This is a genomic window from Caulobacter sp. KR2-114 (assembly GCF_049446115.1).
GTDB lineage: Bacteria > Pseudomonadota > Alphaproteobacteria > Caulobacterales > Caulobacteraceae > Acaudatibacter.
On record NZ_JBMSEC010000001.1, the window covers coordinates 1,175,612 to 1,198,005 of the forward strand.

The 22,394-nt window shown below is 69.5% G+C and carries 21 protein-coding genes, 1 pseudogene and 1 riboswitch; of the genes and pseudogenes, 11 read left to right on the forward strand and 11 right to left on the reverse strand.

From position 1 onward, the window contains the following. Nucleotides 1-34: 34 nt before the first annotated feature. From ACO2Q3_RS05320 to thiC, 3 genes and pseudogenes are all read right to left on the reverse strand, one after another. Nucleotides 35-187, reverse strand: a pseudogene (locus tag ACO2Q3_RS05320) (ClpX C4-type zinc finger protein); the annotation flags it as partial. A 99-nt stretch (nt 188-286) separates the two neighbouring features. Further along, nucleotides 287-2,884, reverse strand: coding sequence for an autotransporter outer membrane beta-barrel domain-containing protein (locus ACO2Q3_RS05325; protein ID WP_423305495.1), 2,598 nt, complete (start codon nt 2,882-2,884; stop codon nt 287-289). Between the two features lie 402 nt (nt 2,885-3,286). Then, complete coding sequence (thiC, locus tag ACO2Q3_RS05330; protein ID WP_423305496.1) at nt 3,287-5,137, reverse strand: phosphomethylpyrimidine synthase ThiC; 1,851 nt, start codon at nt 5,135-5,137, stop codon at nt 3,287-3,289. A gap of 60 nt (nt 5,138-5,197) precedes the next feature. Then, nucleotides 5,198-5,326, reverse strand: a riboswitch (TPP riboswitch). 67 nt (nt 5,327-5,393) lie between these two features. Between thiC and ACO2Q3_RS05335 the strand changes: the two genes are divergently transcribed. The 3 genes from ACO2Q3_RS05335 to ACO2Q3_RS05345 all read left to right on the forward strand — a co-directional run bounded on the left by ACO2Q3_RS05335 (nt 5,394) and on the right by ACO2Q3_RS05345 (nt 7,268). Then, nucleotides 5,394-5,762, forward strand: coding sequence for an HIT family protein (locus ACO2Q3_RS05335; RefSeq protein WP_423305497.1), 369 nt, complete (start codon nt 5,394-5,396; stop codon nt 5,760-5,762). A 157-nt stretch (nt 5,763-5,919) separates the two neighbouring features. Beyond that, complete coding sequence (locus ACO2Q3_RS05340) at nt 5,920-6,312, forward strand: hypothetical protein (protein ID WP_423305498.1); 393 nt, start codon at nt 5,920-5,922, stop codon at nt 6,310-6,312. Nucleotides 6,313-6,407: 95 nt separating this feature from the next. Continuing rightward, nucleotides 6,408-7,268: a hypothetical protein gene (locus tag ACO2Q3_RS05345; protein WP_423305499.1), complete on the forward strand. Its 861-nt coding sequence runs from the start codon at nt 6,408-6,410 to the stop codon at nt 7,266-7,268. Between the two features lie 3 nt (nt 7,269-7,271). Here the strand turns inward: ACO2Q3_RS05345 and ACO2Q3_RS05350 are convergent, their stop codons facing one another. From ACO2Q3_RS05350 to ACO2Q3_RS05360, 3 genes are all read right to left on the reverse strand, one after another. Beyond that, nucleotides 7,272-7,826, reverse strand: a complete 555-nt coding sequence (locus ACO2Q3_RS05350; protein WP_423305500.1) for a tetratricopeptide repeat protein — start codon at nt 7,824-7,826, stop codon at nt 7,272-7,274. Between the two features lie 180 nt (nt 7,827-8,006). Further along, complete coding sequence (locus tag ACO2Q3_RS05355; protein ID WP_423305501.1) at nt 8,007-9,182, reverse strand: hypothetical protein; 1,176 nt, start codon at nt 9,180-9,182, stop codon at nt 8,007-8,009. 106 nt (nt 9,183-9,288) lie between these two features. Next, the gene (locus tag ACO2Q3_RS05360) at nt 9,289-9,594 is read right to left on the reverse strand and encodes a GNAT family N-acetyltransferase (protein ID WP_423305502.1); all 306 of its coding nucleotides are present in this window, start codon (nt 9,592-9,594) and stop codon (nt 9,289-9,291) included. Nucleotides 9,595-9,640: 46 nt separating this feature from the next. On the opposite strand from ACO2Q3_RS05360, the gene ACO2Q3_RS05365 reads away from it, so the two are divergent. After that, a complete protein-coding gene (locus ACO2Q3_RS05365) occupies nt 9,641-10,198 on the forward strand; it encodes a DUF3617 domain-containing protein (protein WP_423305503.1) in 558 nt (185 codons plus the stop codon). 26 nt (nt 10,199-10,224) lie between these two features. Then, a complete protein-coding gene (locus tag ACO2Q3_RS05370; protein ID WP_423305504.1) occupies nt 10,225-10,830 on the forward strand; it encodes a hypothetical protein in 606 nt (201 codons plus the stop codon). A gap of 40 nt (nt 10,831-10,870) precedes the next feature. On the opposite strand, the gene dusA is transcribed toward ACO2Q3_RS05370, so the two are convergent. Both dusA and ACO2Q3_RS05380 read right to left on the reverse strand, forming a co-directional pair. Further along, a complete protein-coding gene (dusA, locus tag ACO2Q3_RS05375) occupies nt 10,871-11,881 on the reverse strand; it encodes a tRNA dihydrouridine(20/20a) synthase DusA (protein WP_423305657.1) in 1,011 nt (336 codons plus the stop codon). A gap of 369 nt (nt 11,882-12,250) precedes the next feature. Next, nucleotides 12,251-13,432, reverse strand: a complete 1,182-nt coding sequence (locus ACO2Q3_RS05380) for an acyl-CoA dehydrogenase family protein (protein ID WP_423305505.1) — start codon at nt 13,430-13,432, stop codon at nt 12,251-12,253. Nucleotides 13,433-13,515: 83 nt separating this feature from the next. On the opposite strand from ACO2Q3_RS05380, the gene ACO2Q3_RS05385 reads away from it, so the two are divergent. The 3 genes from ACO2Q3_RS05385 (at nt 13,516) to ACO2Q3_RS05395 (ending at nt 15,830) form a co-directional block, all read left to right on the forward strand. Next, nucleotides 13,516-14,412 (forward strand): hypothetical protein, encoded by an 897-nt coding sequence (locus ACO2Q3_RS05385; RefSeq protein ID WP_423305506.1) that lies wholly within the window; start codon nt 13,516-13,518, stop codon nt 14,410-14,412. Beyond that, nucleotides 14,403-15,071, forward strand: a complete 669-nt coding sequence (locus tag ACO2Q3_RS05390) for a TetR/AcrR family transcriptional regulator (RefSeq protein WP_423305507.1) — start codon at nt 14,403-14,405, stop codon at nt 15,069-15,071. Before ACO2Q3_RS05385 ends, ACO2Q3_RS05390 begins: the two co-directional genes overlap by 10 nt. 384 nt (nt 15,072-15,455) lie before the next feature. After that, nucleotides 15,456-15,830: a hypothetical protein gene (locus ACO2Q3_RS05395; RefSeq protein WP_423305508.1), complete on the forward strand. Its 375-nt coding sequence runs from the start codon at nt 15,456-15,458 to the stop codon at nt 15,828-15,830. 90 nt (nt 15,831-15,920) lie between these two features. Here the strand turns inward: ACO2Q3_RS05395 and ACO2Q3_RS05400 are convergent, their stop codons facing one another. From ACO2Q3_RS05400 to ACO2Q3_RS05410, 3 genes are all read right to left on the reverse strand, one after another. Beyond that, on the reverse strand, nt 15,921-16,703 hold the full coding sequence (locus ACO2Q3_RS05400) for a hypothetical protein (RefSeq protein ID WP_423305509.1): 783 nt from the start codon (nt 16,701-16,703) through the stop codon (nt 15,921-15,923). Nucleotides 16,704-16,734: 31 nt separating this feature from the next. After that, entirely contained in the window at nt 16,735-17,355 is a 621-nt protein-coding gene (locus tag ACO2Q3_RS05405; protein ID WP_423305510.1) for a cytochrome b, read from the reverse strand. 142 nt (nt 17,356-17,497) lie between these two features. Then, nucleotides 17,498-18,250, reverse strand: coding sequence for an SDR family NAD(P)-dependent oxidoreductase (locus ACO2Q3_RS05410; protein ID WP_423305511.1), 753 nt, complete (start codon nt 18,248-18,250; stop codon nt 17,498-17,500). 304 nt (nt 18,251-18,554) lie between these two features. Between ACO2Q3_RS05410 and ACO2Q3_RS05415 the strand changes: the two genes are divergently transcribed. The 3 genes from ACO2Q3_RS05415 (at nt 18,555) to ACO2Q3_RS05425 (ending at nt 22,390) form a co-directional block, all read left to right on the forward strand. Then, nucleotides 18,555-19,352: a tyrosine-protein phosphatase gene (locus ACO2Q3_RS05415; RefSeq protein ID WP_423305512.1), complete on the forward strand. Its 798-nt coding sequence runs from the start codon at nt 18,555-18,557 to the stop codon at nt 19,350-19,352. 70 nt (nt 19,353-19,422) lie between these two features. Further along, nucleotides 19,423-20,085 (forward strand): polysaccharide biosynthesis/export family protein, encoded by a 663-nt coding sequence (locus tag ACO2Q3_RS05420; RefSeq protein WP_423305513.1) that lies wholly within the window; start codon nt 19,423-19,425, stop codon nt 20,083-20,085. 49 nt (nt 20,086-20,134) lie between these two features. After that, entirely contained in the window at nt 20,135-22,390 is a 2,256-nt protein-coding gene (locus tag ACO2Q3_RS05425) for a GumC family protein (RefSeq protein WP_423305514.1), read from the forward strand. Nucleotides 22,391-22,394: the final 4 nt, after the last annotated feature.

Here is a 22,394-nt window from a genome sequence, read left to right on the forward strand (position 1 = left end):
CATGCGACAGGTCCGGGGTGCGGCCGGCCATGTATTCGGCGCACAGCCCCACGCAGCCGTCGCAGATGAAGATCCGGCCGGGACCGGCCACCAGCTTGGCCACCTCGGTCTGCGGCTTCAGGCAGAAGGAACAGTAGATCAGGTCTTCGGTCTTGCGCTCAGGGCTCTTGGCTTCGACGGCGCCCATGGCGGCCTCCCTCGGGTTCGACGCCGTCAAGAATTCCCTGACACAACCCCATATGTCAAGTCTTTCCTGACGGCGCCGGACCCGAGGGCCTGAACAGCGTTAGAAGGCGAAGCGCACGCCCACGCGCGCGCCGCCGCCGCCGGTCCCGCTGGCGAAGTCCAGGTCGCCCTGGATGAAGCCGTCGACACCGCGGTTGTTGAGGAAATTCAGCCCCGCCGTGGCGTGCCCGTAGGTGCCCCGACGATGGTTGAAGTAGTCGAAGTTGTAGCCGCCGTTGCTGAACACGAAGCCGTCGTTGTCGCGGAACTCGTGCACCGCGAGCACCGAGCCGTAGGGGATCACCTTGGCCCCCATCCAGTCGCCCATGGCCGCGCCGAAGCGCAGGCCGGCCTTGCCTTCCTCGCCGGTATAGCGATTGAAGGCGAAGGTCGAGTTGAGCGCCGAGACGCTGTCGACGTAGGTCCGGCTGTAGCTGAAGCTGCCCACAGGCTCGACGAAGACGCTGCCGCCGACACCCAGGCGATAACCCATGTCGATCTGGCCACCGTAGGTGTGCGCGGCGAAGTCCAGCTCCGACGAGGCCAGCAGGCTGCCCATCTGGATGCGGTCGTCGTTGTACTTGCCGAGCACGGTGATGTAGGCGCCGTGGGTCATGATCCCGGCGTAGGCGCCGACGTTGTAGCCCTGCATCATGGTCTTGTCGTTGGTGGCGTGGAACCGCATGTCCTGGCCGCCATAGCCGGCGGTGAGGCCCGTGACCCAGGGCCCCATGACCGCGTCAACGCCGCCCTGGAAGCCGTAGTTGTTGCTGTCGTAGCTCAGATCGTCGACGTGGCTGACGCCGAAGGTCGTGGTCTGCAGGCTGTCGCGCCGGTCGCGGGCGCCGCCGTAGAGCTGGCCCCAGCCATGCACCCCCTGCGCGCCCGCGCCGGCCCACTGGGCGTCCCGGGCTGCGGCCATGTGCGCCTGCCAGGCGTCGGCGGAGATCTTCCAGAAGTCGGAGATCGCCTCCTGCACCTTCACCGTCTCGACCACCGAGGCGTTCGGGCTGCCGACCAGGGCGTAGGTTCCGGCGGTGGGGCTGACAAGGTCGTAGCGGATGAAGCCGACGTTGGCCGAGGACGGGCTCAGGGTGAAGGCGTTGGCGCTGGAGCCGGCGCCGGTGGTGGCCACGACGACGTTGTTGACCGCCAGGCCGCCGCCGATGGTGTTGACCTTGATCGCCGTCGAGCCGCTGGCCGCGCCCAGCACGTTCAGGGTGTCGGCCACCGGGGTGGTCCCGCCCGCGACGTCCACGGCCAGGGTGCTGCCCGTTCCGCCGTTGAAGGTCCCCGGCAGGGTCAGGCTGTCGCCGGCATGGCCGTTCTGCAGCGAAATCAGGCCTTTGTTGTTGAAGGCGCCCAGGTTGGTGAAGGTCACCGCCGTGGCGGTGGTGGCCGTGGGGGCGACGTTGACCACGCCGGTGTTGTTGAACACGTCCGTGCCGGCGGCGGCGAAGGCGCTGTTGGCGGTCGCGTTGAAGGTCCCGGAATTGTTGAAGGTGTCACCGCCGGCGTCGAAGCTGACCGCGCCGGTGATCGTGCCGCTGTTGGTCAGGCCCACCGGTCCGCCGGTGGCGAACACGGCGTAGCCGCCGCTGGAACTGATCGTCCCGGCGTTGTTGACCGTGGCGGCGGTGGTGGAGTCGATGGCCAGGCCCGCCGTGGCCCCGGAAATCGAACCCTTCGTGCCGATCGTGGCCTGCACCGTGTCGCCCGTCAGGTCGACGGCGTCGGCCTTGGTCGAGGTGATCGCGCCCGAGTTGACGTTCAGCTTCACCGAGCCGGAGCCGACCGCCGAGACGGCCGCGGCGCCGGAACCGCTGGTCGCCACGTTGCCGGCGGTGGTGATCGAGATCGCGCCGGGGGTGGACACCGAGATGCCGGTGGCGTTGGCCCCGGTGGTGGTCACCGGGCCTGTGGTGCTGACGGCGATGGTGGCGCCGGACCCGAAGCCCACCGCGTCGATGCCGACCGCGCCTGCGCCGGTGGTGCTCACCGCGCCCGCATTGATCGCGGTGGCCCCCGTGCCGTTGGCGGTGAAGATGCCGGTGGCGTTGGCGCCCGACGTCGTCACCGTCGTGGCGGTGATGCTGATCCGCCCGGTCCCGTTGGCGGCGTCGATGCCCACGGCGCCAGCCCCGGTCGTGGAGACCGAGCCGGCGTTGATGTTGACGTCGCCGGTGACGGATTCACCGTTGATCCCGACCGAGTTGAGGCCGCTCGTGGTAACCGAGCCGAGGGTGAGGTTGACCGTGCCCGATCCGGAACTCGCGTTGACGCCCGTCGAGCCGGCGCCCTTGGTGACGACGGTGGACAGATTGGCGTTGATGGCGCCGCCCAGGCTGTTCAGGTTGACCCCCGGCGCGCCATCCCCCTCGCTGGTGATGGAGACGCCCGTCGCGCCGTTTACGCTCACCGCCCCGGTCGCCCCGGCGCTGGTCACGGACAGGCCGGTATTGGGCGTCGCGGCGTCGACCACGACGCCGCTGGAGAGGTTCACCGTCTGGTCGGTGGCGCTCGTGTAGCTGATGCCGGACGTATAGTTGTTTCCGGTCGAGGTGCAGGTGACGCTGGTCCCGGCGCCACATTCATTCGCCGCCAGGGCCAATTGTGGCAGGCTTGCGGCGCACAGGGCCAATATTGCCCCCGAACCCATCAGCTTGATCCGGCGGGCCACGGCGCGGAAAGCTATGCCATTGTAAGCGTTGTTGCGAACTGAGCGCGAAGACACATTATCGGCGCGAGGAAACACTGGCCCCTCCTTGAATTGATAGGCGAGGCGGAAACAGGGTGGAGAGTCGGTTCGTTCCTCCCCTTTCGTCGCAAGGCCGACTTTGGTCAGGAGTGTGGCGCAGGCGCCTCAGTTGCCGTCAGGCTTGAGGGAAGCGTGGCCGGCCGGCGCCGCGCCAGCGTCTGCCGGCCAGCGTCTGCCGGCCAGCGTCTGCCGGCCAGCGTCTGCCGGGGCGTCGCGAAGGATCACCAGCCCTCATCCGACCCGCCGACGCGGGCCACCTTCTGCCGCAGGGGGAGAAGGTCCGGAACGCTCGCAGAGCCCGTTCTAGCCCTTGGCGTCGACGTAGATCTCGCCGCCGGATTGCTTGAACTTCTCGGCCATCTCGGCGAGGCCGCCAGCCACGTCGCTTTGGGCCACGTCGTTCTGCGCCCCGGCCGCGTCGCGGATTTCCTGGCTGATCTTCATCGAGCAGAACTTCGGCCCGCACATGGAGCAGAAGTGCGCCACCTTGTGCGCCTCCTTGGGCAGGGTCTCGTCGTGGTATTCGCGCGCCGTCTCCGGGTCGAGGCCGAGGTTGAACTGGTCCTCCCAGCGGAACTCGAAGCGGGCGCGGCTGAGGGCGTCGTCCCAGGCGCGCGCCGCCGGGTGGCCCTTGGCCAAGTCGGCGGCGTGGGCGGCGATCTTGTAGGCGATCACCCCGTCCTTGACGTCCTGCCGGTCCGGCAGCCCCAGGTGCTCCTTGGGCGTGACGTAGCAGAGCATGGCGGTGCCGAACCAGCCGATCATCGCCGCGCCGATGGCGCTGGTGATGTGGTCGTAGCCGGGGGCGATGTCGGTGGTCAGCGGGCCGAGGGTGTAGAACGGGGCCTCGTGGCAGTGCTTCAGCTGCTTGTCCATGTTGGCCTTGATCTTGTGCATCGGCACGTGGCCGGGGCCTTCGATCATCACCTGCACGCCGTGCTTCCAGGCCACCTTGGTCAGCTCGCCCAGGGTCTCCAGCTCGGCGAACTGCGCCGCGTCGTTGGCGTCGGCGATCGAGCCGGGGCGCAGGCCGTCGCCCAGCGAGAAGCTGACGTCGTACGCCCGCATGATCTCGCAGATGTCCTCGAAGTGCTCGTAGAGGAAGTTCTCCTTGTGGTGATAGAGGCACCACTTGGCCATGATCGAGCCGCCGCGGCTGACGATGCCGGTGACCCGCTTGGCGGTCAGCGGCACATAGGCCAGGCGCACGCCGGCGTGGATGGTGAAGTAGTCCACCCCCTGTTCGGCCTGCTCGATCAGGGTGTCGCGGAACACCTCCCAGGTCAGGTTCTCGGCGACGCCGTCGACCTTTTCGAGGGCCTGGTAGATCGGCACGGTGCCCAGCGGCGTCGGGCAGTTGCGCAGGATCCACTCGCGGATGTTGTGGATGTTGCGGCCGGTCGACAGGTCCATGATCGTGTCGGCGCCCCAGCGGATCGCCCAGACCATCTTGTCGACCTCGTCCTCCACCGAGCTCAGCACCGCCGAGTTGCCGATGTTGGCGTTGACCTTGACCAGGAAGTTGCGGCCGATCGCCATCGGCTCCAGCTCGCCGTGGTTGATGTTGGCCGGGATGATGGCCCGGCCGCGGGCGATCTCGTCGCGCACGAACTCGGGGGTGACGAAGTCGGGGATCTCGGCGCCGAAATCCTCGCCGTCGCGGATGAAGGCGTCGCCCTGCTGGCGGCGCAGGTTTTCGCGGATCGCCACGAACTCCATCTCCGGGGTGATGATCCCGCGGCGAGCGTATTCCAGCTGGGTCACCGCCGCCCCGCCCTTGGCGCGAAGCACCTTGCGGGCCGAGGTGTCGAACTGCGGCGCCAGGTGGCGGCCCTTGGCGTGGCCGTTGTCCTCCGGCTTCACCGCCCGACCCTCGACCTCCTCGACGTCGCCGCGGGCGCGCACCCACCGGTCGCGGGGCGCCTCGAGGCCCTTCTTGATGTCGATGGTCGCGTTCGGGTCGGTGTAAGGGCCCGAGGGGTCGTAGATGGTCACCGGCGGCTCGTTCGCCGACGGATGCACGGCCACCTCGCGGAACGGCACATTCACGCACGGGTGCAGCACCCCCTGCTGATAGACCTTGCGCGAGCCCGGCCGCTCCCCGGTGGGGATGGCGTCGATTGGCGTCTTGTCCGGCGGCGTATGCACGTTCATGGCGAGGTCCCAGGCGTTGTGGGGCCACGCAGACGAAACGGGGAACATATGGACGGACGGCGCCGCCTTCGGTTCCCTCCCTTCGCCGGCATGACCCGGATCAGGTTCGGCGGGTCGCGACGTCGATCCTGCAGGATGACAGGGATCAGTCGCCTCTCAGCCGCTCTGGCGGCTCCCCGGAGAACGCGCCAAGCCTAGGCCCTTGCGCCGCAGCGTCAACCGCTGAAAGTCTGCCTGCGCGGCGAAAGGGGGCGGGATGGCGCACGCGACGGACAATCTGATCCATCGACGGGTGGAGATGGCCCGGCGCGGCGAGAACCCCTACGTGATCCGGCGCATGCCCTCCGGCTGGCTGGTGATCGGCGACGTGCAGCCCTTGCCCGGCTATTGCCTGCTGCTGGCCGACCCGGTGGTGGGCTCGATCAACGCGCTCGATGAGGCGGGCCGCATCGCCTACAGCCTGGACGTGGCGCGGATCGGCGACGCCCTGCTGGCGGTCACCGGCGCCGAGCGCATCAACTACGAGACCTGGGGCAACCTGGAGCCGGCGCTGCACACCCACATCACCCCGCGCTACGCCGACGAGCCGCCGCTCAAGCGGCGCATGGCGCCCGGCCGCGCCTAAGGCCGCCTGTTCGCCCGCCGGTTCGATCCGGCCAAGGACGGCGACTTCATGCAACGGATGGCGCAGGCGCTGGAGGTCTGAGCGTCGGCCTTGCGCTGGCGGGCGAACCACGAAACGAAACGGCGCACACAGACGTTGCCATGTCGGAGGACCGCCCATGACGCTTCGCACCCTGCTGACCGCCGCCACCCTGGTCGGGGCCATCGCCCTGCCCGTCGCCCTCGGCGCCCCTGCGATCGCCGCCGGCGCGGGCCAGTGCCTTTACGTGAACCAGATCACCTCGACCAAGGCCGACGGCATGCGCACGGTCTATGCCTGGACCGGCCGCCACGACGCCTGGCGCATCGACCTGGCCGCCGACTGCGCCCCCCTGGCCGACGGCGGCGGCAAGATCGTCCTGGCTCCGCGGGGGTCCGGCTCGATCTGCGGGGCGCAGGACTTCGACCTCAGCGTGGTGGCCGCCGGCGGCTCGCAGCGCTGCTTCGTCAAGGGCATGACCCGGCTGACGCCGGACGAGGCTTCCAGGATCCCGGCCAGCGCCCAGCCCTGATCGACACGGGACGGCCCTCAGGCCGATTGCGCGCGTTCTTGACGCCTGCAACCTTGGTCCCTCGCCCGACTCGGGCGTACCGCTTGGGGGGGCAGGTGGCGGATACGGCAGGCGCAACGGCGGGCGTCTCTCGCGCGGACGGCGTTACAGACCCGCACGCCCTTTCGTTCAGGCGGATTTTTCGCGACTGCGCTGTCGCTTTCCGCCGATCCGGCTTTGCCATCCTGGCCTTCGCCCTCGTTTGCGCCTGGACCCAACAGTTCCGCTTTGCAAGTTGGCAATCGCTCGACTTTCTTCGGATCTCCTACCGCGCGGCCTACGCCACGATCGTCTTGAACCGGCTGGTGCAGGTGGCCTTGGCCAGCCTTGGACAAGGCGCCATCCTGACCTTCGCCATCTCGGCGATGGACGGTGAACCTATAGGGATCAACCTTGCCGATGCGCGATGGGCGCTGCTGAGGAGCCTCCGCGCCTGGCCGCCTCTGTTCGTGTTCTATCTGCTGATGTCCTTGTCGCGCTTCATCGTGCCCCTGCCGGTGGGCTTCGGCTTTGATATCCGGCCGCTCCTGGCCGCAGCCTACGCCGCGAACGGCTTCGCCTTGTTGCTCACGGTCTGGATCGGCATCTATCCGCCGGCTGTCGTCGCCGAGCGGCGGTCGGTGTTTCGCGGCGTGATCCGAGCCGACATCCTTCTGTCCGGCCGGCGCGGCCGCTTCATACTGGTCATGCTTCTGCTGGGCGCGCCTTGGCTGTTGCCCGGCCCCCTGTTCTCGGTCGCCCTTGCTCGGGGCTTGTCGCTTCCCGCGCTATCGCCCGACGTGATGCAGGCCGGCGTGTGGGTGCTGACGACGGCGCTCGGCGCTCTATGGACGGTGGGCCAGGCCGCCGCCTACCGCGAATGTCGTCGACAGCGGGAAGGCCCCGGCGCCGAAGCTCAGGCGCAGATATTCGATTGACCCCTACCGACGGGTGACCGTGAAGCGCAGCAGCTGCTGCTGCGGCAGCTGCCAGTCCGGCTTGATGGTCAGCGCCTGCTGGTAGTCGAGGTAGGCCGACTTCGCGTCGTCCAGGCCCTCGTAGGCCAGGGCGCGGTTGTAGTAGGCCTTCTCCGGCGAGATCACCCCCAGCACCAGGCCCTGGTTGATGTCCGCCAGGCCGTCGGCGTAGCGCTTCTCGGCCACAGACACCGCGCCACGGTTGATCCAGGCCTCGCCGATCTTGCCGTCCACCCGGATCGACTCGTCGAAGTCCTTGCGCGCCTGCGCCAGGTCGCCCAGGCGCAGGTACATAACCCCGCGGTTGATGTAGGTTCCGGCGCGGTCCTTGTTGTCCAGCACCTCGTTCTCCAGCGCATTGTCGCAGTTGCGGATCGACGCCGGGTCGGACTTGCCCTTGAAGGCCGCCTCGGAGCAGTCGTGCGCCTGGCCGTTGCCGAACACCGTCACGGCGGCATGGGCGGTTCCGTGAATTGCGAAGACGGCGAGGACGGCCGTCGCCAGAACGGTGGCGCGCATCGAACACTCCCTGCGCCGCCCATTCCGAGGCTCTCACGCCGCAGTATCTTGGGGCGGGCTCCGGGAGCTTCGCGCCGCGCCTCCGACATGTCAATTTTCAGACGAAACCCTGTCACGACGGTGGCGGGAAGTCGGCCCTCAGGCAGGCTGCGGGCGGGGCCGCGGCGGCCGAATCGGCGATCAGTCGAGGTTGACCGCCATCGCGCCGCGCGCCAGCGCCGGAGCCCCCGTGGGCGCCTCGGCCAGGCGGCGCAGCTCGGGGAAGGACAGGCTGTCCTCGAAGTCCATGAAGGTCTCGCACAGTTCCTCGGCGCCGATGAACGCCGGGCGGCCGAGCGGGAAGCGGAACTGCCAGAACGAGGCGATGTGGTTCACCGCGCCCAGCCGCTCGCCCAGGTCGGCGAACATCGACGGCGCGCTGAGCAGGAAGTCGCGGAACGCCTGCGGCTGGCCGTCGAGCAGGCTGGCGAAAGCCCGGTCATAGACGGTCAGGGTTTCGCGCGCGGCGTCGCGCACCGCCAGGATCGAGCGGCCGAGGGCGTCGCGCGTGCGGCCCAGATAGGCCTTCACCTCGGCGTCGGCCGGCCCGCTGGGGCGGATCTGGCCGATCGAGGCCGCCACCCGCTCGATGTCCTTCAGCTGCTCGGCGACGGTCCACTTGTAGTACAGGAAGCCCTTCCAGCAGAAGACGCCCTCCTGGTACTCGTTCTTCTCCAGCCGCAGCGTCAGGCGCAGCGGCTCGGTGTCCTCGTCGACGGTGATCGACAGGATCTTGCGCACCAGCTTGGCGCCGGCGCCGGCGCGGCCACTGGTCTCGCCGCCGGCGAAGCACAGCTCGATCAGCTGGCGGATCTCGCCTTCCACGTAGCGGTGCATGCGGGCCAGGTCGGCGTCGGAGACCTCGAAATAGCAGCGCGCCGGCGTGCGGCCGTGGCGCTTGAGGTGCTCGCGCAGCAGGAACGGGTCGAGCGACGGCAGGGCGTCGAGCAGCTCGAGCATCTCCCGGTCCTCGGCGTGGGTGATCCAGCGCTCGCCCAGGCTGGCGTGCATCACCGCGTCGTAGTTGAGCTGGTCGACGAACACCGAGCGGCCGCCGAGCTTCAGGTCGGCCCCGTCGATCGGGATGACGATCTTGGTGGCGGTCAGGCGGCCGTCTGGGAAGATGTCCCGCTCGTTGCGGCGCAGGCGGTGCTTGAGGATGATCGCCCGGTTGAGGTGCGGGTGGCGGAAGAACGGATGCTCGGCATGCTCTTCCTCCCCGCCGCAGCGCTGACCGATGCGCAGCAGGTTGAGCACCCGCGAGGTGGAGGCGGACCGCTGCAGGTTCGCCAGGTTGCGCACGCTCTGGCCAGACACGCCTTGCCGCCCTCGTCAATCAGGCGCGCAACATGCCAACACCCGGTGTGGAAAGGGTTAGCGCGGCGCCAACCAACTCCCCAGAATGGGTTTTTGCCGTCGGGACCTAGCCGAGCAGGTCGGACTGCTCGGGATGGCGCCGGAACCAGGCGACCGCATAGCTGCACACCGGCAGCACCTTCAGCCCCTCGCGGCGCGCCGCCTCGGCGACGCCCTGCATCACCTGGGAGGCGACCCCGCCGCCCCGCAGGGCCACCGGCGTCTCCACGTGGTCGATCACCAGGCGCCCGCCCTGGCGACGGTAGTCGGCGAAGGCCACATGCCCTTCGACGTCCAGTTCGAAGCGGTTGGCGGCGGCATTGTCGCGCAGCAAAATCGTGTCCATGGCGAACTCGCTCGGCAGGCGTTCCATTCGAAACTATCGTTCCAGCAGATAGGCGCGCGCGAGGAAGAACGCCATGCTGCAAGCTCTGAAGACCCGTCTGCCGGGCCTAACCGCAACCGCGGCCCTGGCCCTGCTGGCCGCCTGCCACCCGCCGCACAAGGGCGGCCAGTCGCGCATGACCCTGCCGGGCGCCGACACCGCGCCGCGCAAGGAGGGCCTGTGGGAACAGAAGGTCTCCGACGGCAAGACCGCCCAGGTCACCAAACTCTGCCTCGACGCCGGCGCGCACCGGGCGGTGGCCTACCTGGGCGACAGCCTGAACCGCGACCTGTGCTCCAAGTCGGGCATGAAGCGCGGCGACGACGGCGCCTGGAGCTTCTCGTCCACCTGCAAGGCGCCGGGGGCCGGCGAGGTCACCACCACCGGCGTCGCCACCGGCGACTTCACCGCCCGCTACCAGATCAGGCTGCAGCGCACCCAGGTGGGCGGGCGCACGCCGGGCGTGCAGCGCTTCGTCGTCGACGCCGAATGGAAAGGCCCCTGCCCCGCCGACATGAAGCCGGGCGACATCGTGCTGGCGAACGGCCACAAAGAGGCGATATCACAGGTCAGTCCCCCCAAGGGGTCGTGAGCGACGACAAGGGTTCGAAGAAGCGTATGCGCAGGGCGTTGATCCTGGTTGCGGCGACGGCCGTGATGCTGGCGGGCTGTGGCGGCAAGAAGAGCGGCAGGGCGGCCAGCGCCGCCGCCGACGGTCCCGCCTCGGCCGCCGCGCCGGACGAATCGGCGCCGGGGCCGATGCGCAAGGCCGGCCTCTGGACGATCACCCGCATCCACGACGGCAAGCCCGCCGGCGGCGCCACCAAGGTCTGCGTCGACGCCGGGACCGACGCCGGGCTGAACGCCCTGGGCGGCGGGTTGACCCGCAGCCTGTGCGCCGACCTCAAGAGCCGGCGCAATCCCGACGGTTCCTGGAGCTTTTCCAACACCTGCCAGCTCGGCCCGGCGGGCATGACCCGCACAAGCGGCTCCGCGCGCGGCGACTTCGCCTCGCACTACGAGGTGCACAGCGAGAGCGACACCGAGAGCGCCCAGATCGCCAGCCTGAATGGCCACCACGTCACCGACCTGTCCGCCGTCTATGGCGGCGCCTGCCCGCCGGACATGCAGCCGGGGGACGTGCTCCTGCCCAACGGCATGAAGGTCAACCCGCAGAAGATGATGGCCGGAGCCCATCCGGCGGGCGTCGGCGGGGATCAATAGCCGCCGGCCGGCCGCCGGATCGACGTTCGCCTGACCGGCTCTAGGCGGCCGCGGACGCCTCCAGCCGGGCGCCCGCTTCCTGCACCGCGCTCAGCGCGCGGTCGATGACATCGATCCCGGCCCCCGGCTTGGCTCCCTCGACGGTGAGGATGCGCCGCCAGGCCCGCGCCCCGGGGCGTCCATGGAACAGGCCCAGCATGTGCCGGGTCATCGCCGCCAGGTGCGCGCCCTGCGCCAGCTGGTCCAGGACGTACGGGCGGTAGCGCGCCACTGCCTCGGCCGGGCCGACATCCGCCGCCGAAGTCTCGCCGAACACCAGCCGGTCGACGGCGCCCAGCCGCCAGGGCTCGTGGTAGGCCGCCCGCCCCAGCATCACCCCGTCGAGCGCCGGCAGGTGCTCCAGCGCCGCCTCCACCGATGGCAGGCCGCCGTTCAGCACGATGGTCAGGCCGGGGCGCTCGCGCTTCAGCCGATGCACCAGGGCGTAGTCCAGCGGCGGGATGTCCCGGTTCTCCTTCGGCGACAGCCCTTTCAGCCAGGCCTTGCGCGCATGCACCACGAAGGTGCTCACCCCGGCCGCCGCGCAGGCGTCCACCAGGGCGAACAGGCTCTCTTCCGGCTCCTGGTCGTCGACGCCCAGGCGGCACTTCACCGTCGCCGGGACCCGCACCGCATCGCCGATCGCCGCCATGCACTCGGCCACCAGCGCCGGCTCGCGCATCAGGCAGGCGCCGAACCGGCCGCTCTGCACCCGGTCCGACGGACAGCCGACGTTGAGGTTGATCTCGCCGTAGCCCAGGTCCTCGCCGATCCGCGCCGCCGCCGCCAGATCCGCCGGCTCCGACCCACCCAGCTGCAGCGCCACCGGCTGCTCGGCCGGATCGAACCCCATCAGCCGCCCGCGATCCCCGTGCAGCACCGCCCCGGTCGTCAGCATCTCGGTATACAGCAACGCCCGCGCCGACAGCTGCCGGTGCAGCATCCGGCAGTGACGGTCCGTCCAGTCCATCATAGGTGCAACGGAGAACCGGTAAGGTAGGCAGGTCAGGATTTTGGCCTTAGGTTCAACGTGTTGTGGCGATGTTCAACTACACTAAAATGCCACGCCCTATCCAGGTTTTCCCTGAGATTCGCCCCCCAGGAACAGACTGCCGGACCGGGCATGACTCATAAGTTAGCTTACGCCAGCGGTCAGACACGACTGACGCAGTTGCAGCCAGACAGGCCTTAAGCACCTTGGGGAATCCGAGCCGATTGACGGGGGCTTTGGTGGCCCTAGCGGCGCCTGGCGCGACGGCAGGGTGTTGACCGCCGGCGGCGGACTCTTGCGCGCCTGCGCCGCCTGGCGGCAAGTCGCCGACGCCGTCCTGAAGCCCATGGCGCTGGTGGCAAGCGGCCAAAGCGCCCCGGCCCGCCTCACCTAGAGGTGCAGCACATGTTTGGCGATGATGTTGCGCTGAATCTCGTCCGTGCCGCCTGCGATGCTGGCGGCACGGCCCTCGAAATATCGCGCCAGTTCGCGGCGCACCCAAGGCGGCCCCACCGGCGGGACCGGGGCGGGACCGGCCACCTCGGGAAACCAGGGTGCGGCGTAGGGTCCGGCGCACTCGACGAAGAATTCGGTCATCCTCTGGACGATCTCGGCGCCCTTCAACTTGAGGATCGACGACTGGGCGCCCGGCGCCGAACCCGCCTGAACCTGCCAGAGGGTGCGAAGCTCGGTCATCTCGAGAGCCTTCAGCTCCATCTCGGCGAGCGCCAGCCGAGCGGCGAAGCTCGGATCGTCCAGCAGGCTTGCGCCGTCGGGCCCGGCAAGAGCGGCCGCGGCCTCCTTCAGTCCCGCCAGCAACTCCAGGGACAGGGAGACGAAGGCCTGGCCGGTGCGCTCGTGGGTCAGAAGGCCCTTGGCGTAGGTCCATCCCCGACCTTCTTCACCGATCCGGTTCTCCAAGGGCGTCCGCACGTTGTCGAAGGTGACCCGGTTGAACGCGTGCCGTCCGTCGATGGAGATGATCGGATGCACCGCCACGCCGGGCGCGCGCATGTCGATCAGCAGGAAGGTGATGCCGGCTTGTGGCCGGGCTTCGTCAGAGGTGCGGGTCAGGCAGAACATCCAGTCCGCCGTGTGCGCGCCGCTGGTCCAGATCTTCTCGCCGTTGACCACATAGGCGTCGCCGTCGCGGACGGCGCGCGTGCGCAGCGAGGCCAGGTCCGAGCCCGACCCGGGTTCCGAGTAGCCCTGGCACCACCGCTCCCGGTCCTCCAGAATGGCCGGCAGGAACCGCGCCTGTTGCTCTGGCGTGCCGTAGGCGAACAGGATCGGGGCCAGCATGCCCATGCCCATGCCCCCCACCTGGGGCGGCAGGCCCGCGGCGGTCGTCTCCCGTTCCCAGACGAAGGCCTGGGCCGGGGTCCAGCCAGGACCGCCGAATTCCACCGGCCATTTGTTCGCCGCCCAGCCCTTGGCGGCCATCGCCTGACGCCAGCGGTCTTCGTGGGCGCGGCTGCCGTCGAACCGCTCGGGCGGCGGGAACGTCGCCGAGATGAGGGCGCGGACATCGTCGCGGAAGCACAGGTCGTCGGGTGAGAGTTCGAGGTCCATGGACTCTTGGCGCCCTTATTGTACGGTTGGTACAATAAGAGTCTGGACCCCACCGTCAACACGCTCAGCAGGAGCCCCCTCCGATGGCTGCCGACGTTCTCGACACCGCCCCTTTCACGATCAGCGAGGCCGATGGCGTCCGGGCCGGCCCGGTTCGGCGTCCCGCCAACTTCTCGAAGAACGCCAAGGGTTCGATCCACGACGACGAACGCGCCCGCGAACTCGGGTTCCGGGGCGGGACGGTGGCCGGCAATATCCACTTCGAGCAGTTTCCGCCGCTGCTGGAGGCCGTCCTCGGCCCGGAATGGCGGCGCACGGGCGGCCTTTCCCTCTATTTCCTGACCCCGACCAGCGACGCCGAGCCGGTACAGGCCTTCGCCGGCCCGACCCGGCCCCGGCCCGAGGGCGGCTTGCGGGCCGACGTGTGGATGGAGACGCCTGAAGGCGTGCGTGTCTGCGAAGGCACCGCGTCCGTGGGGCCGCCCGACGACCACTCTGCCCTGCGCCAACGTCTGGCGGCCGTCCGCCCCGCCGCAGACCTGCGCATCCTCAAGGGCCGCAACGTGGGCGACCGGGTGGCCGGAATCCCGTCGCGGCAGATCAGCGAGAAGACCAGCCCGCGGGTCGAGACCATCACCGAACCGATGGACATCTACGTCGACCCCTCGATCCTCGGCGGCCTGGTCGCCGCGCCGTCCGCGGCCATCGACGCGCTTCGGGAGGTGGAGGGGCCGTTGTTCCGGGCCGGCGACGGCTTCGTGGGCATGTTCGGCGCGATCGAGCTTCAGTTCCTCGACGGTCCGGTGTTCATTGACCGCGACTATCTCTGCGACGGCCAGATCCTGGCCCTGTCCGAGAGTCCGAAGACGGAGATCGCTTGGTACGAGAGCATCCTGCGGCCGGCCGACGGCGGCGACCCGGTGGCCCGGCTGATCCTGATGAGCCGACTGCTGAAGGCGTCCTCCCCCCTATGGACCTAGACCTGCGCGATGGCGGCCCGTCCCCCGGGGTCGGTCTGCGGCGTCGCACCCGCCTTGCGCCGCAGGCCCGCCAAGGTCGCATACTGGATCACGCCGCGGCGATCATCCTGACAGAGGGGCTCGCCGCGGCCACGATGGAGCGTCTGGCGCGCGACGAAGGTGTCAGCAAGGGGCTGGTCTACGCCTACTTTCCAACGCGCGACGCGGTGTTCGCCGCTCTGTTGCGCCGCGAACAGGCGGACTTGCGGGACCGGGGCATGGCCAGCGCCCTGCGTGCCGACACCTTCGCCGACCTGATCCGCCAGACGACGCGCCTCTACCTTGAGCAGACCCGCGACCGCGGCGCCCTGATCGCCGCCCTCCTCGCCGACCCTTCGGTGGCGCGGCTGATGGAGGAGGACAACCGGGCTGAGCGCGAGCGAACCATCCGCTACTTCGTGCGCGCCACGCGCCGGGAGTTCGATCTGCCCCTGCCGCTGGCCATCGCCGCGGTGGACTCGCTTATGAATCTGACGGGCGGCGCCGGCCGCCAAGTGGCCGACGGGCTGATGGACGTGGAATCGGCCACCGAAATGTGCGTCGCGCTCATCGTTGGCGGCCTGCGCGAACTCTCGGCACGACGCCGGCCTTTGCCCATGCCGGCGGCGCGGCTGCCGTGAGGCCAGACAAGGGGCCGGGCGACGTCATCTTCACGTTAGGCTCTCCGACGTCCCCGGCGCTCCTCCCACGAGGGGTCTCTCGAGACAAGGCAGAGGACGGCAATGTGCGCTGGGACGGGCCACGCAAACCCAGCACGCACGCCTTGCGGGCCTCTCGGGGACGACCTTGCGGTCGGCCATCGAAGCCCACTTGCCGATCGCGCGCCACTTTCTCCTGATGACGCCACGGCGCAGGAGGAAGTGCGCTCGTCATTGCTCTTGCAGGGGCGCGCGGACCCAAGGCCGATCGAGTTACTCGACTGGCTGTGCGCGTCGCGCGCCACGGGATCGAACAACCGTCTCGGTCGTTCCAGTCTCTGGCCCCTTGCCGAGATGGAGAAACCGATGGACTACAAGACCGCAACGATCGTGGGGGCCGCGGCCGCCCTGGCGGGCGCGCCCGCCATGGCTTCGCCCTCCCCCGCCCAGGCGCCGGCCATGAGCCCGGCCAGCTCGTACTCGGAACTGCTGGAGCCGATCGCCAATCCTGTGGAGCGCCTGCGGATCGCCGAGGCCGAGGACGCGGCCCGGCCGCCCCGGCTGATCGAGGCGCAGTACGCGGTGCACGATCATCACCACCACCACCACCATCACCACCATCACAGCCGCCGCTGGTACCGCCAGCACGGCTACTACTGGTTCGGCGGCGCCTGGGTGCTGCGGCCCCCGCCGCATCATCACCATCACCACCACCATCATCACCACCACAACAACTTCTAGGTCGCGGCCACCGCCGTACGACCCTGCACCCCGGCGCAGAGCGCCGGGGTGTTTGATCGCGCGCCTCGCGGTGGGGCGCCCAACTGGCGCTTACTCCGGAGGGCGATCACCGGCGCTCGTGCGATCTCCGGCCCCGGCCTGGTCCTCGCGCTTCGCACGGTCCCTGGCCTTGGCGGCGCGCAGCATGTGCCGATAGGTCCCGTCGAACACGGTGTTGGTCGACGACAGCCATCGCGACCCCTCGGCCAGGGCGTCGCGGCTGGCCGCCAGCCGCCGGGCCCGCAGCTCGCGTTCGGCGCTCTCCGCCTCGTCCATCGCGCGCAGGTCGAGCTGCGGATCCGTGGGCAGGACGATCAGGCTGATGAACGGCTCGCCCTGACGGAACACATGGGTCACTCCGCGCGGCGGCGCCTTGAAGATGCAGAAGAACATCATCGGCCACCACTCGCTGCGCACCAGGGCCGGCACGGCCAGGGGCGTGCTGTGCGTCGGGTCGGTGAAGTACCGCGGATGGGGCTCGGTGCGCACCGACCAGCCGGGCGGAACCTCCAGATCCAGCGACAGCTGGTAGGAATAGAAGTCCGCGCCGAAGGGGCGGAACGGCGGCCACATCATGTCGGGATCGACGGGCGCGCCCCAGTCGGCGTCCAGCTGCACCTTTCCGCGGACCGTCCGGACGCGCAGCTCCTCACGGAACGGATAGAGCAGTTCGACGCCGTACTGCGCGCTTTCGGAGAAGGGCGTGCAGTGCCAGGGCTGCTCGTGGCTGCCGTCGGCCCGGGGCTGCTGGGCGCCGGCCCAGCCCGGGATCTGCAGCCGGATCGGCTGCGGCGGCGGCCGGTGGCCGTGCAGGCGATATTTCACGGTCGGCATGACGGGACCTCCAGGCCGCGTTGCGAGAGGGTCAGGCGCCGCGGGGCGGCCGGGCGCCGGTCATCCGCCATAGCACAGGATGTCCGTCGAACTGGTGCTTCAGGGCGCCGGCCACATGCAGCGCCAGGTTCAGCAGGATGACCCAGATCAGGATGTAGACGTGGATGTGCGACACCTCGTGGCGCACAGGGCGCGGAACCGGGGAGCCGAACATCTGCGCGACGCCTGGCAGGTGCGGCCAGGGCAGGCCCCAGAACGATATCGGCCGCGCGCCCATGGAGACCAGCGCCCAGCCGGTCAGCGGCAGCGCCAGCATCAGCGCGTAGAACAGCAGGTGCGCTGCGCCGGCCAGCAGCCGCTCCCAGCGCGCCAGGCCTGGCGGGGGCGGCGGAGGCGGGTTGAACAGCCGAACGGCGATCCTCGCCAGCACCAGCAGCAGGATCGTCAGGCCCAGCGAGATGTGGATGGATTCCACCCCCTCCTGCGCAGGGGTGTGGTCGGGCAGCACCTCGTTCATGTACCAGCCGAGGCCGATCTGCACGACGATCAGCAGGGCGATCGTCCAGTGAAGCACCCGCGCGGCGATGCCGTAGGGCCGCCCGCCGCCGGCCTGCGGCGTCTCGCCAGCCGCCCCCATGTCCGTCGCGGTCATCACATCCTCCAGACAGTCAAGCCAGTTTACGCTAACGCGCCATGGCCGACTTCGTTCGCTCGAGGAAGGCGGATCGCACGCCCGACGTCGTCCCGGGTGGCCAACGGCGGCGGCGCCGATGACCGTCCTTGCCGGCGATCGCTCACGATGGCCCTGTTCCGCGCGCCCTGGCGTAGCCGGTGGAACGCGACGCGCCCGGCGGGCAGCCTGTGGCAAAGGCGATCGCGGTCGCCGCCGCCTGGGGCAGGCCCAGATCGCCGCGCATCATCGCCTCGAAGCCCAGGCGAGCCATGGACGCTGCCTGGGCCTCCGCCGGAGTCTCGCCCGCCGCCACGCCACAGCACGCCTGCGGCGCCAGACAGGTGACCGACACGCCGTCGTCGGCCAGCTCTTCGCGCAGGGCGAGGGCGAAGCCGGCGAGAAAGGCGTTGCCGCCGCACAGCATGGCGCCGCCGGCGTCCGGCGCGGCCGGCGCGCAGGCGATGAGAATTTTCCCGCGCCTGCGTTGGCGCATCTCGCGTCCTATGCGGTGCGCGAGGCGTACGGGCGCCAGCACGCCCAGGTCGAAGGCGTCGATCACGGCGTCGAGGGGTTGATCCAGGAAGGCCGCGACCGCCGGGTGATCGGGACCGGTCACGAGAACATCGACGGGACGGCCGAGCACCCGGGCGATGTCCTGCAACTCGTCCACGCCGTCGAGGCAGTCCAGATCGATCTGCACGGGCTCGACCATGCGGCCATGGTCGCGCAGGCGCTCGGCCGCGGCGTCCACCCGCCGGTCCGCCGCGGCGACCAGCAGATCGAAGCCGCCGGCGGCGCAGCGTTCGGCGAGGGCGAAGCCGAGCTTGCCGCAGACCCCGGTGACGACGGCGAGAGGGGTGCTGGTCTTTTGCATCGAGGGCTCCGGCGGCTGGACGTCAGGCAAACCGCGACCGCCGCCGGGCCGTTCCTGCGGCGCCGGTCAAAGCGAGAATAATTCTGACGGAACAATGCTCTGCGAAGCGGAGTTCGCGCCAGGCGACGACTATTTTCGGCTGCGCCAGGCGTGGAGCGGAACGTTTTGCCCGTCCCGCAGCTTTTCCGGACGCACAGCGAAGTGAGCCCGGCTGAGTGACAACGACTGCGCCTCGCGATCGACCCTTCGAAGTCCCGGCGCCCGGGCTGCTGGCGGCCGCCTGTCCGTCTGGAGAGCTTGCGGCATGATCGATCTGCACTGTCATATGCTGCCCGGCATCGACGACGGGGCCCCCGACCTGGAGACTTCCCTGGCCATGGCGCGCATGGCCGTCGCCGACGGCATCCGCGTCACCGCCTGCACCCCGCACATCATGCCGGGGGTGTATGAGAACACCGGGCCTGGGATCCGCGCGGCCATCGTCAGGCTGCAGGCGGCGCTGGACGCCGCCCAGATTCCGCTGAAGCTGGTGCAGGGCGCCGACGTCCACATCACCCCGGGCCTCGCCAAGGGATTGCGCGACGGCCAGATCGCCGCCCTCAACGGGACACGCTATTTCCTGTTCGAACCCTCGCACCATGTCGCGCCGCCGCGACTGGAGGAGACGGTGTTCGACGTGATGAGCGCAGGCTACCTGCCGCTGGTCACGCACCCGGAACGGCTCACCTGGATCGAGAGCCACTACGACACCATGCAGAAGCTGGTGCGCGCGGGCGCCTGGATGCAGATCACCTGCGGCTCGGTGACCGGCCGCTTCGGCCGCCGGCCGAAGTACTGGGCCGAGCGCATGCTGGACGAAGGCCTGGTTCACGTCCTCGCCACCGACGCCCACAACCTCAGGAACCGCAGCCCGCTGATGGCCGAGGCGCGGGACGCCGTGGCCGAGCGTCTGGGCGAGCAGGCGGCCGTCGACATGGTGCTGACCCGCCCGCAGGGCGTGCTGGACGACGTGATCCCCGACAGCCTGCCGCCCTTGGTGGGCGCGGGCCCGGCCAAGCCCGAGCGGCGGGGGCTGTTCAGCCGCATCTTCTCGAACGCCTGAGACCTAGGAGGCCGCCGTGAACCGTGATCGCTTGTGGAGAATTGCTGGCGCCGGCGTTCTTGGCTTGACCATGAGCCTGACGGCAGGCGGCGCGGCGCTGGCGAAGGAAAAGCCCGCGCCCGCGTCGGCCGACCTCCCCGCCCCCGACCCCAGCTACGCCAGCCTCGACGTCAGCAAGAACTATCGCATCGGGCCGCTCGACAAGCTCGACATCTCGGTATTCCAGGTCGACGAACTGAAGACCGAGGCCCAGGTCGACGCCAGCGGCAACATCTCCCTGCCGCTGATCGGCTCGCTCACCGCAGCCGGCAAGACCACCTCCGAGCTGTCGGCCGAGATCGCCCAGAAGCTCGACGCCAAGTACCTGAAGTCGCCGCAGGTGACGGTGCTGGTGAAGGAAGCCGAGGGCCAGAAGATCACCGTCGGCGGCGCGGTGCAGCAGGGCGGGGTGTTCGACATCCAGGGGCGCAGCACGCTGATGCAGGCGGTGGCGCTGGCGCACGGCCCCGACCACGTCGCCGACCTCAAGCATGTCAGCATCTTCCGCACGGTGAACGGCCAGAAGTTCGTCGCCACCGTCGACCTGCGCGACGTGCAGAAGGGCAGGATCGCCGACCCGGTCGTCTACGGCAACGACACGGTGATCGTCGGCACGTCCGGCTTCAAGAGCACGGTGCAGACCATGGCCGGCGCCGCGCCGATCCTCGAGTTCCTGGCGCTGGTGCGGCCGTAGGGCCCGCCGCGCTCCGCCACAACGTGATCCCCGAGACCAGGACCTTCCGATGAGCGTCAGCGAATTCGACCCCTCCACCGGACTGGCGCCCACTACGGGACGGGCGCCGCTGAGAGCGGCGACCCTCGGCGATCCGCAGCGGCTGCGCGTGCTGCGCCCCACCGAGGAGACCGGCGTCAACCTGCTGGAATACTGGCAGGCGCTGGTGAAGCACCGCGTGGCGATCGGGGTGGTGTTCGTCGTCGCCCTGGTGGTCGGCGCGCTGGTGACCCTGCTGATCCCGCCGGTCTACACGGCCTCGGCCACCATCCAGATCGACCGCGATGCGCCGAAGGTGATGAACGTCCAGCAGGTCGACGAGTCGCCCGACCTGTTCTCCAGCGAGGAATTCTACCAGACGCAGTACGGCCTGCTGCGCTCCAAGTCGCTGGCCGACCGGATGGTCAAGACCCTGGGCCTGGACAGCAACCGAACCTTCCTGACCGGCGGCCATTCCAGCGTGCTGGCCCTGCTGGGCGCGCCGATCGGCCTGTCGATGCCCAGCAGCCAGGGGGCCGCGCAGAAGAAGGCGGTAAAGATCTTCCGCCACAACCTGGGCATCGACCCGGTGCGCGGCTCCCACCTGGTGAAGATCAGCTATTCCAATGCCAACCCGGTGCTCGCGGCGCAGATCGCCAACTCCACCGCCGAGAACTTCATCACCGCCAACCTGGAGCGGCGCTACGAAGCCTCGTCCTACGCCCGCGACTTCCTGCAGAACCGCCTGGGCCAGGTGAAGGCGAAGCTGGAGGAGTCCGAGAAGCAGCTGGCCGACTACGCCACCGCCCAGCACATCATCAACCTGCCCGGCCCCACCGGCGTCGGCAGCGAGGTGACCCAGTCGCCCACCGCCAACAGCCTGGTTTCGCTGAACACGGCCCTGTCCGACGCTACCGCCCAGCGGATCAAGGCGGAACAGGAATGGCGCCAGGCGCAGTCGACGCCAGGAACGGACCTGCCGCAGGCGCTGGCCAGCCCGACGATCCAGGCGCTGATCCAGGCCCGCGCATCGCTGCAGGCGACCTACCAGGACAAGCTGAACCTGTACCGGCCCGAATTCCCGACCATGGTGCAGATGCATGCCCAGATCGCCGAGCTGGACCGCCAGATCAACACCCAGACCGGCGCCATCAAGCAGGCGCTGAAGGCCCAGTACCAGACCGCGCTCAATCAGGAGCGGCAGCTGGGCGGCCAGGTGAACGGGCTGAAGTCCGACATGCTGAGCCTCAACGACCGCTCGATCCAGTACAACATCCTGCAGCGCGAGGTGGACACCAACCGCACGCTCTATGACGGCCTCCTGCAACGCTACAAGGAGATCGGCGTCACCGGCGGCATCGGCGTGAACAACATCTCGGTGGTCGACCGCGCCGACCCGCCGGACCAGCCGTCGCAGCCCAAGCCGCTGACCAACCTGGCCCTGGCCGCCGTGGCCGGCCTGATCCTGGGCTGCATCGTCGCCTTCATCCTCGAGGCCCTCGACCAGTCGATCCGCACGCCGCAGGACGTGGAGGAGAAGCTGGCCCTGCCGCTGCTCGGCGCGGTGCCGCTGCTCGGCAAGGAAGAGGCCCCGAGCGCGGCGCTCGCCGATCTGAAGTCGGCCTTCTCCGAGGCCTACTATTCCATCCGCACGTCACTGCAGTTCACCACCGGCGACGGGGTGCCGGGCGCCCTGTTCGTCACCAGCTGCCAGCCGTCCGAGGGCAAGTCGACCACCGCCCAGGCGCTGGCGCAGAACTTCGCCCGTATCGGCGCGCGGGTGCTGCTGGTCGACGCCGACCTGCGCAATCCCTCGATCCACCGGCATTTCCCCGTCGACAACTCCGTGGGCCTGTCGAGCTTCCTGGCCGGAGCCTGCTCGCTGAAGGACGCGGCCCAGCCCAGTGGGATCGCGAACCTGTCAATCACCCCGTGCGGCCCCCTGCCCCCCAGCCCCGCCGAGCTGCTCGCCGGCGAGAAGCTGCGCGCCTTCCTGGCCGCGGCCCGCACGGAGTTCGACATCGTCATCGTCGATGGCCCGCCGATCATGGGCCTGGCCGACGCGCCGATCCTGGCGTCGGCCACCGAGGGCACCGTGCTGATCGTCGAGGCCGGTCGCACCCGCCGCGGCGCGGCGCGGGCAGCGATCCGCCGGCTGCAGGCGGCCAACGGCCGGGTGCTGGGCATCGTGCTGACCAAGTTCAACGCCAAGCGCGCCACCTACGGCTACGGCTACGACTACGCCTACGGCCACGACTACGGCGGCCGCAGCGTGGCCAAGACCTGAGCCG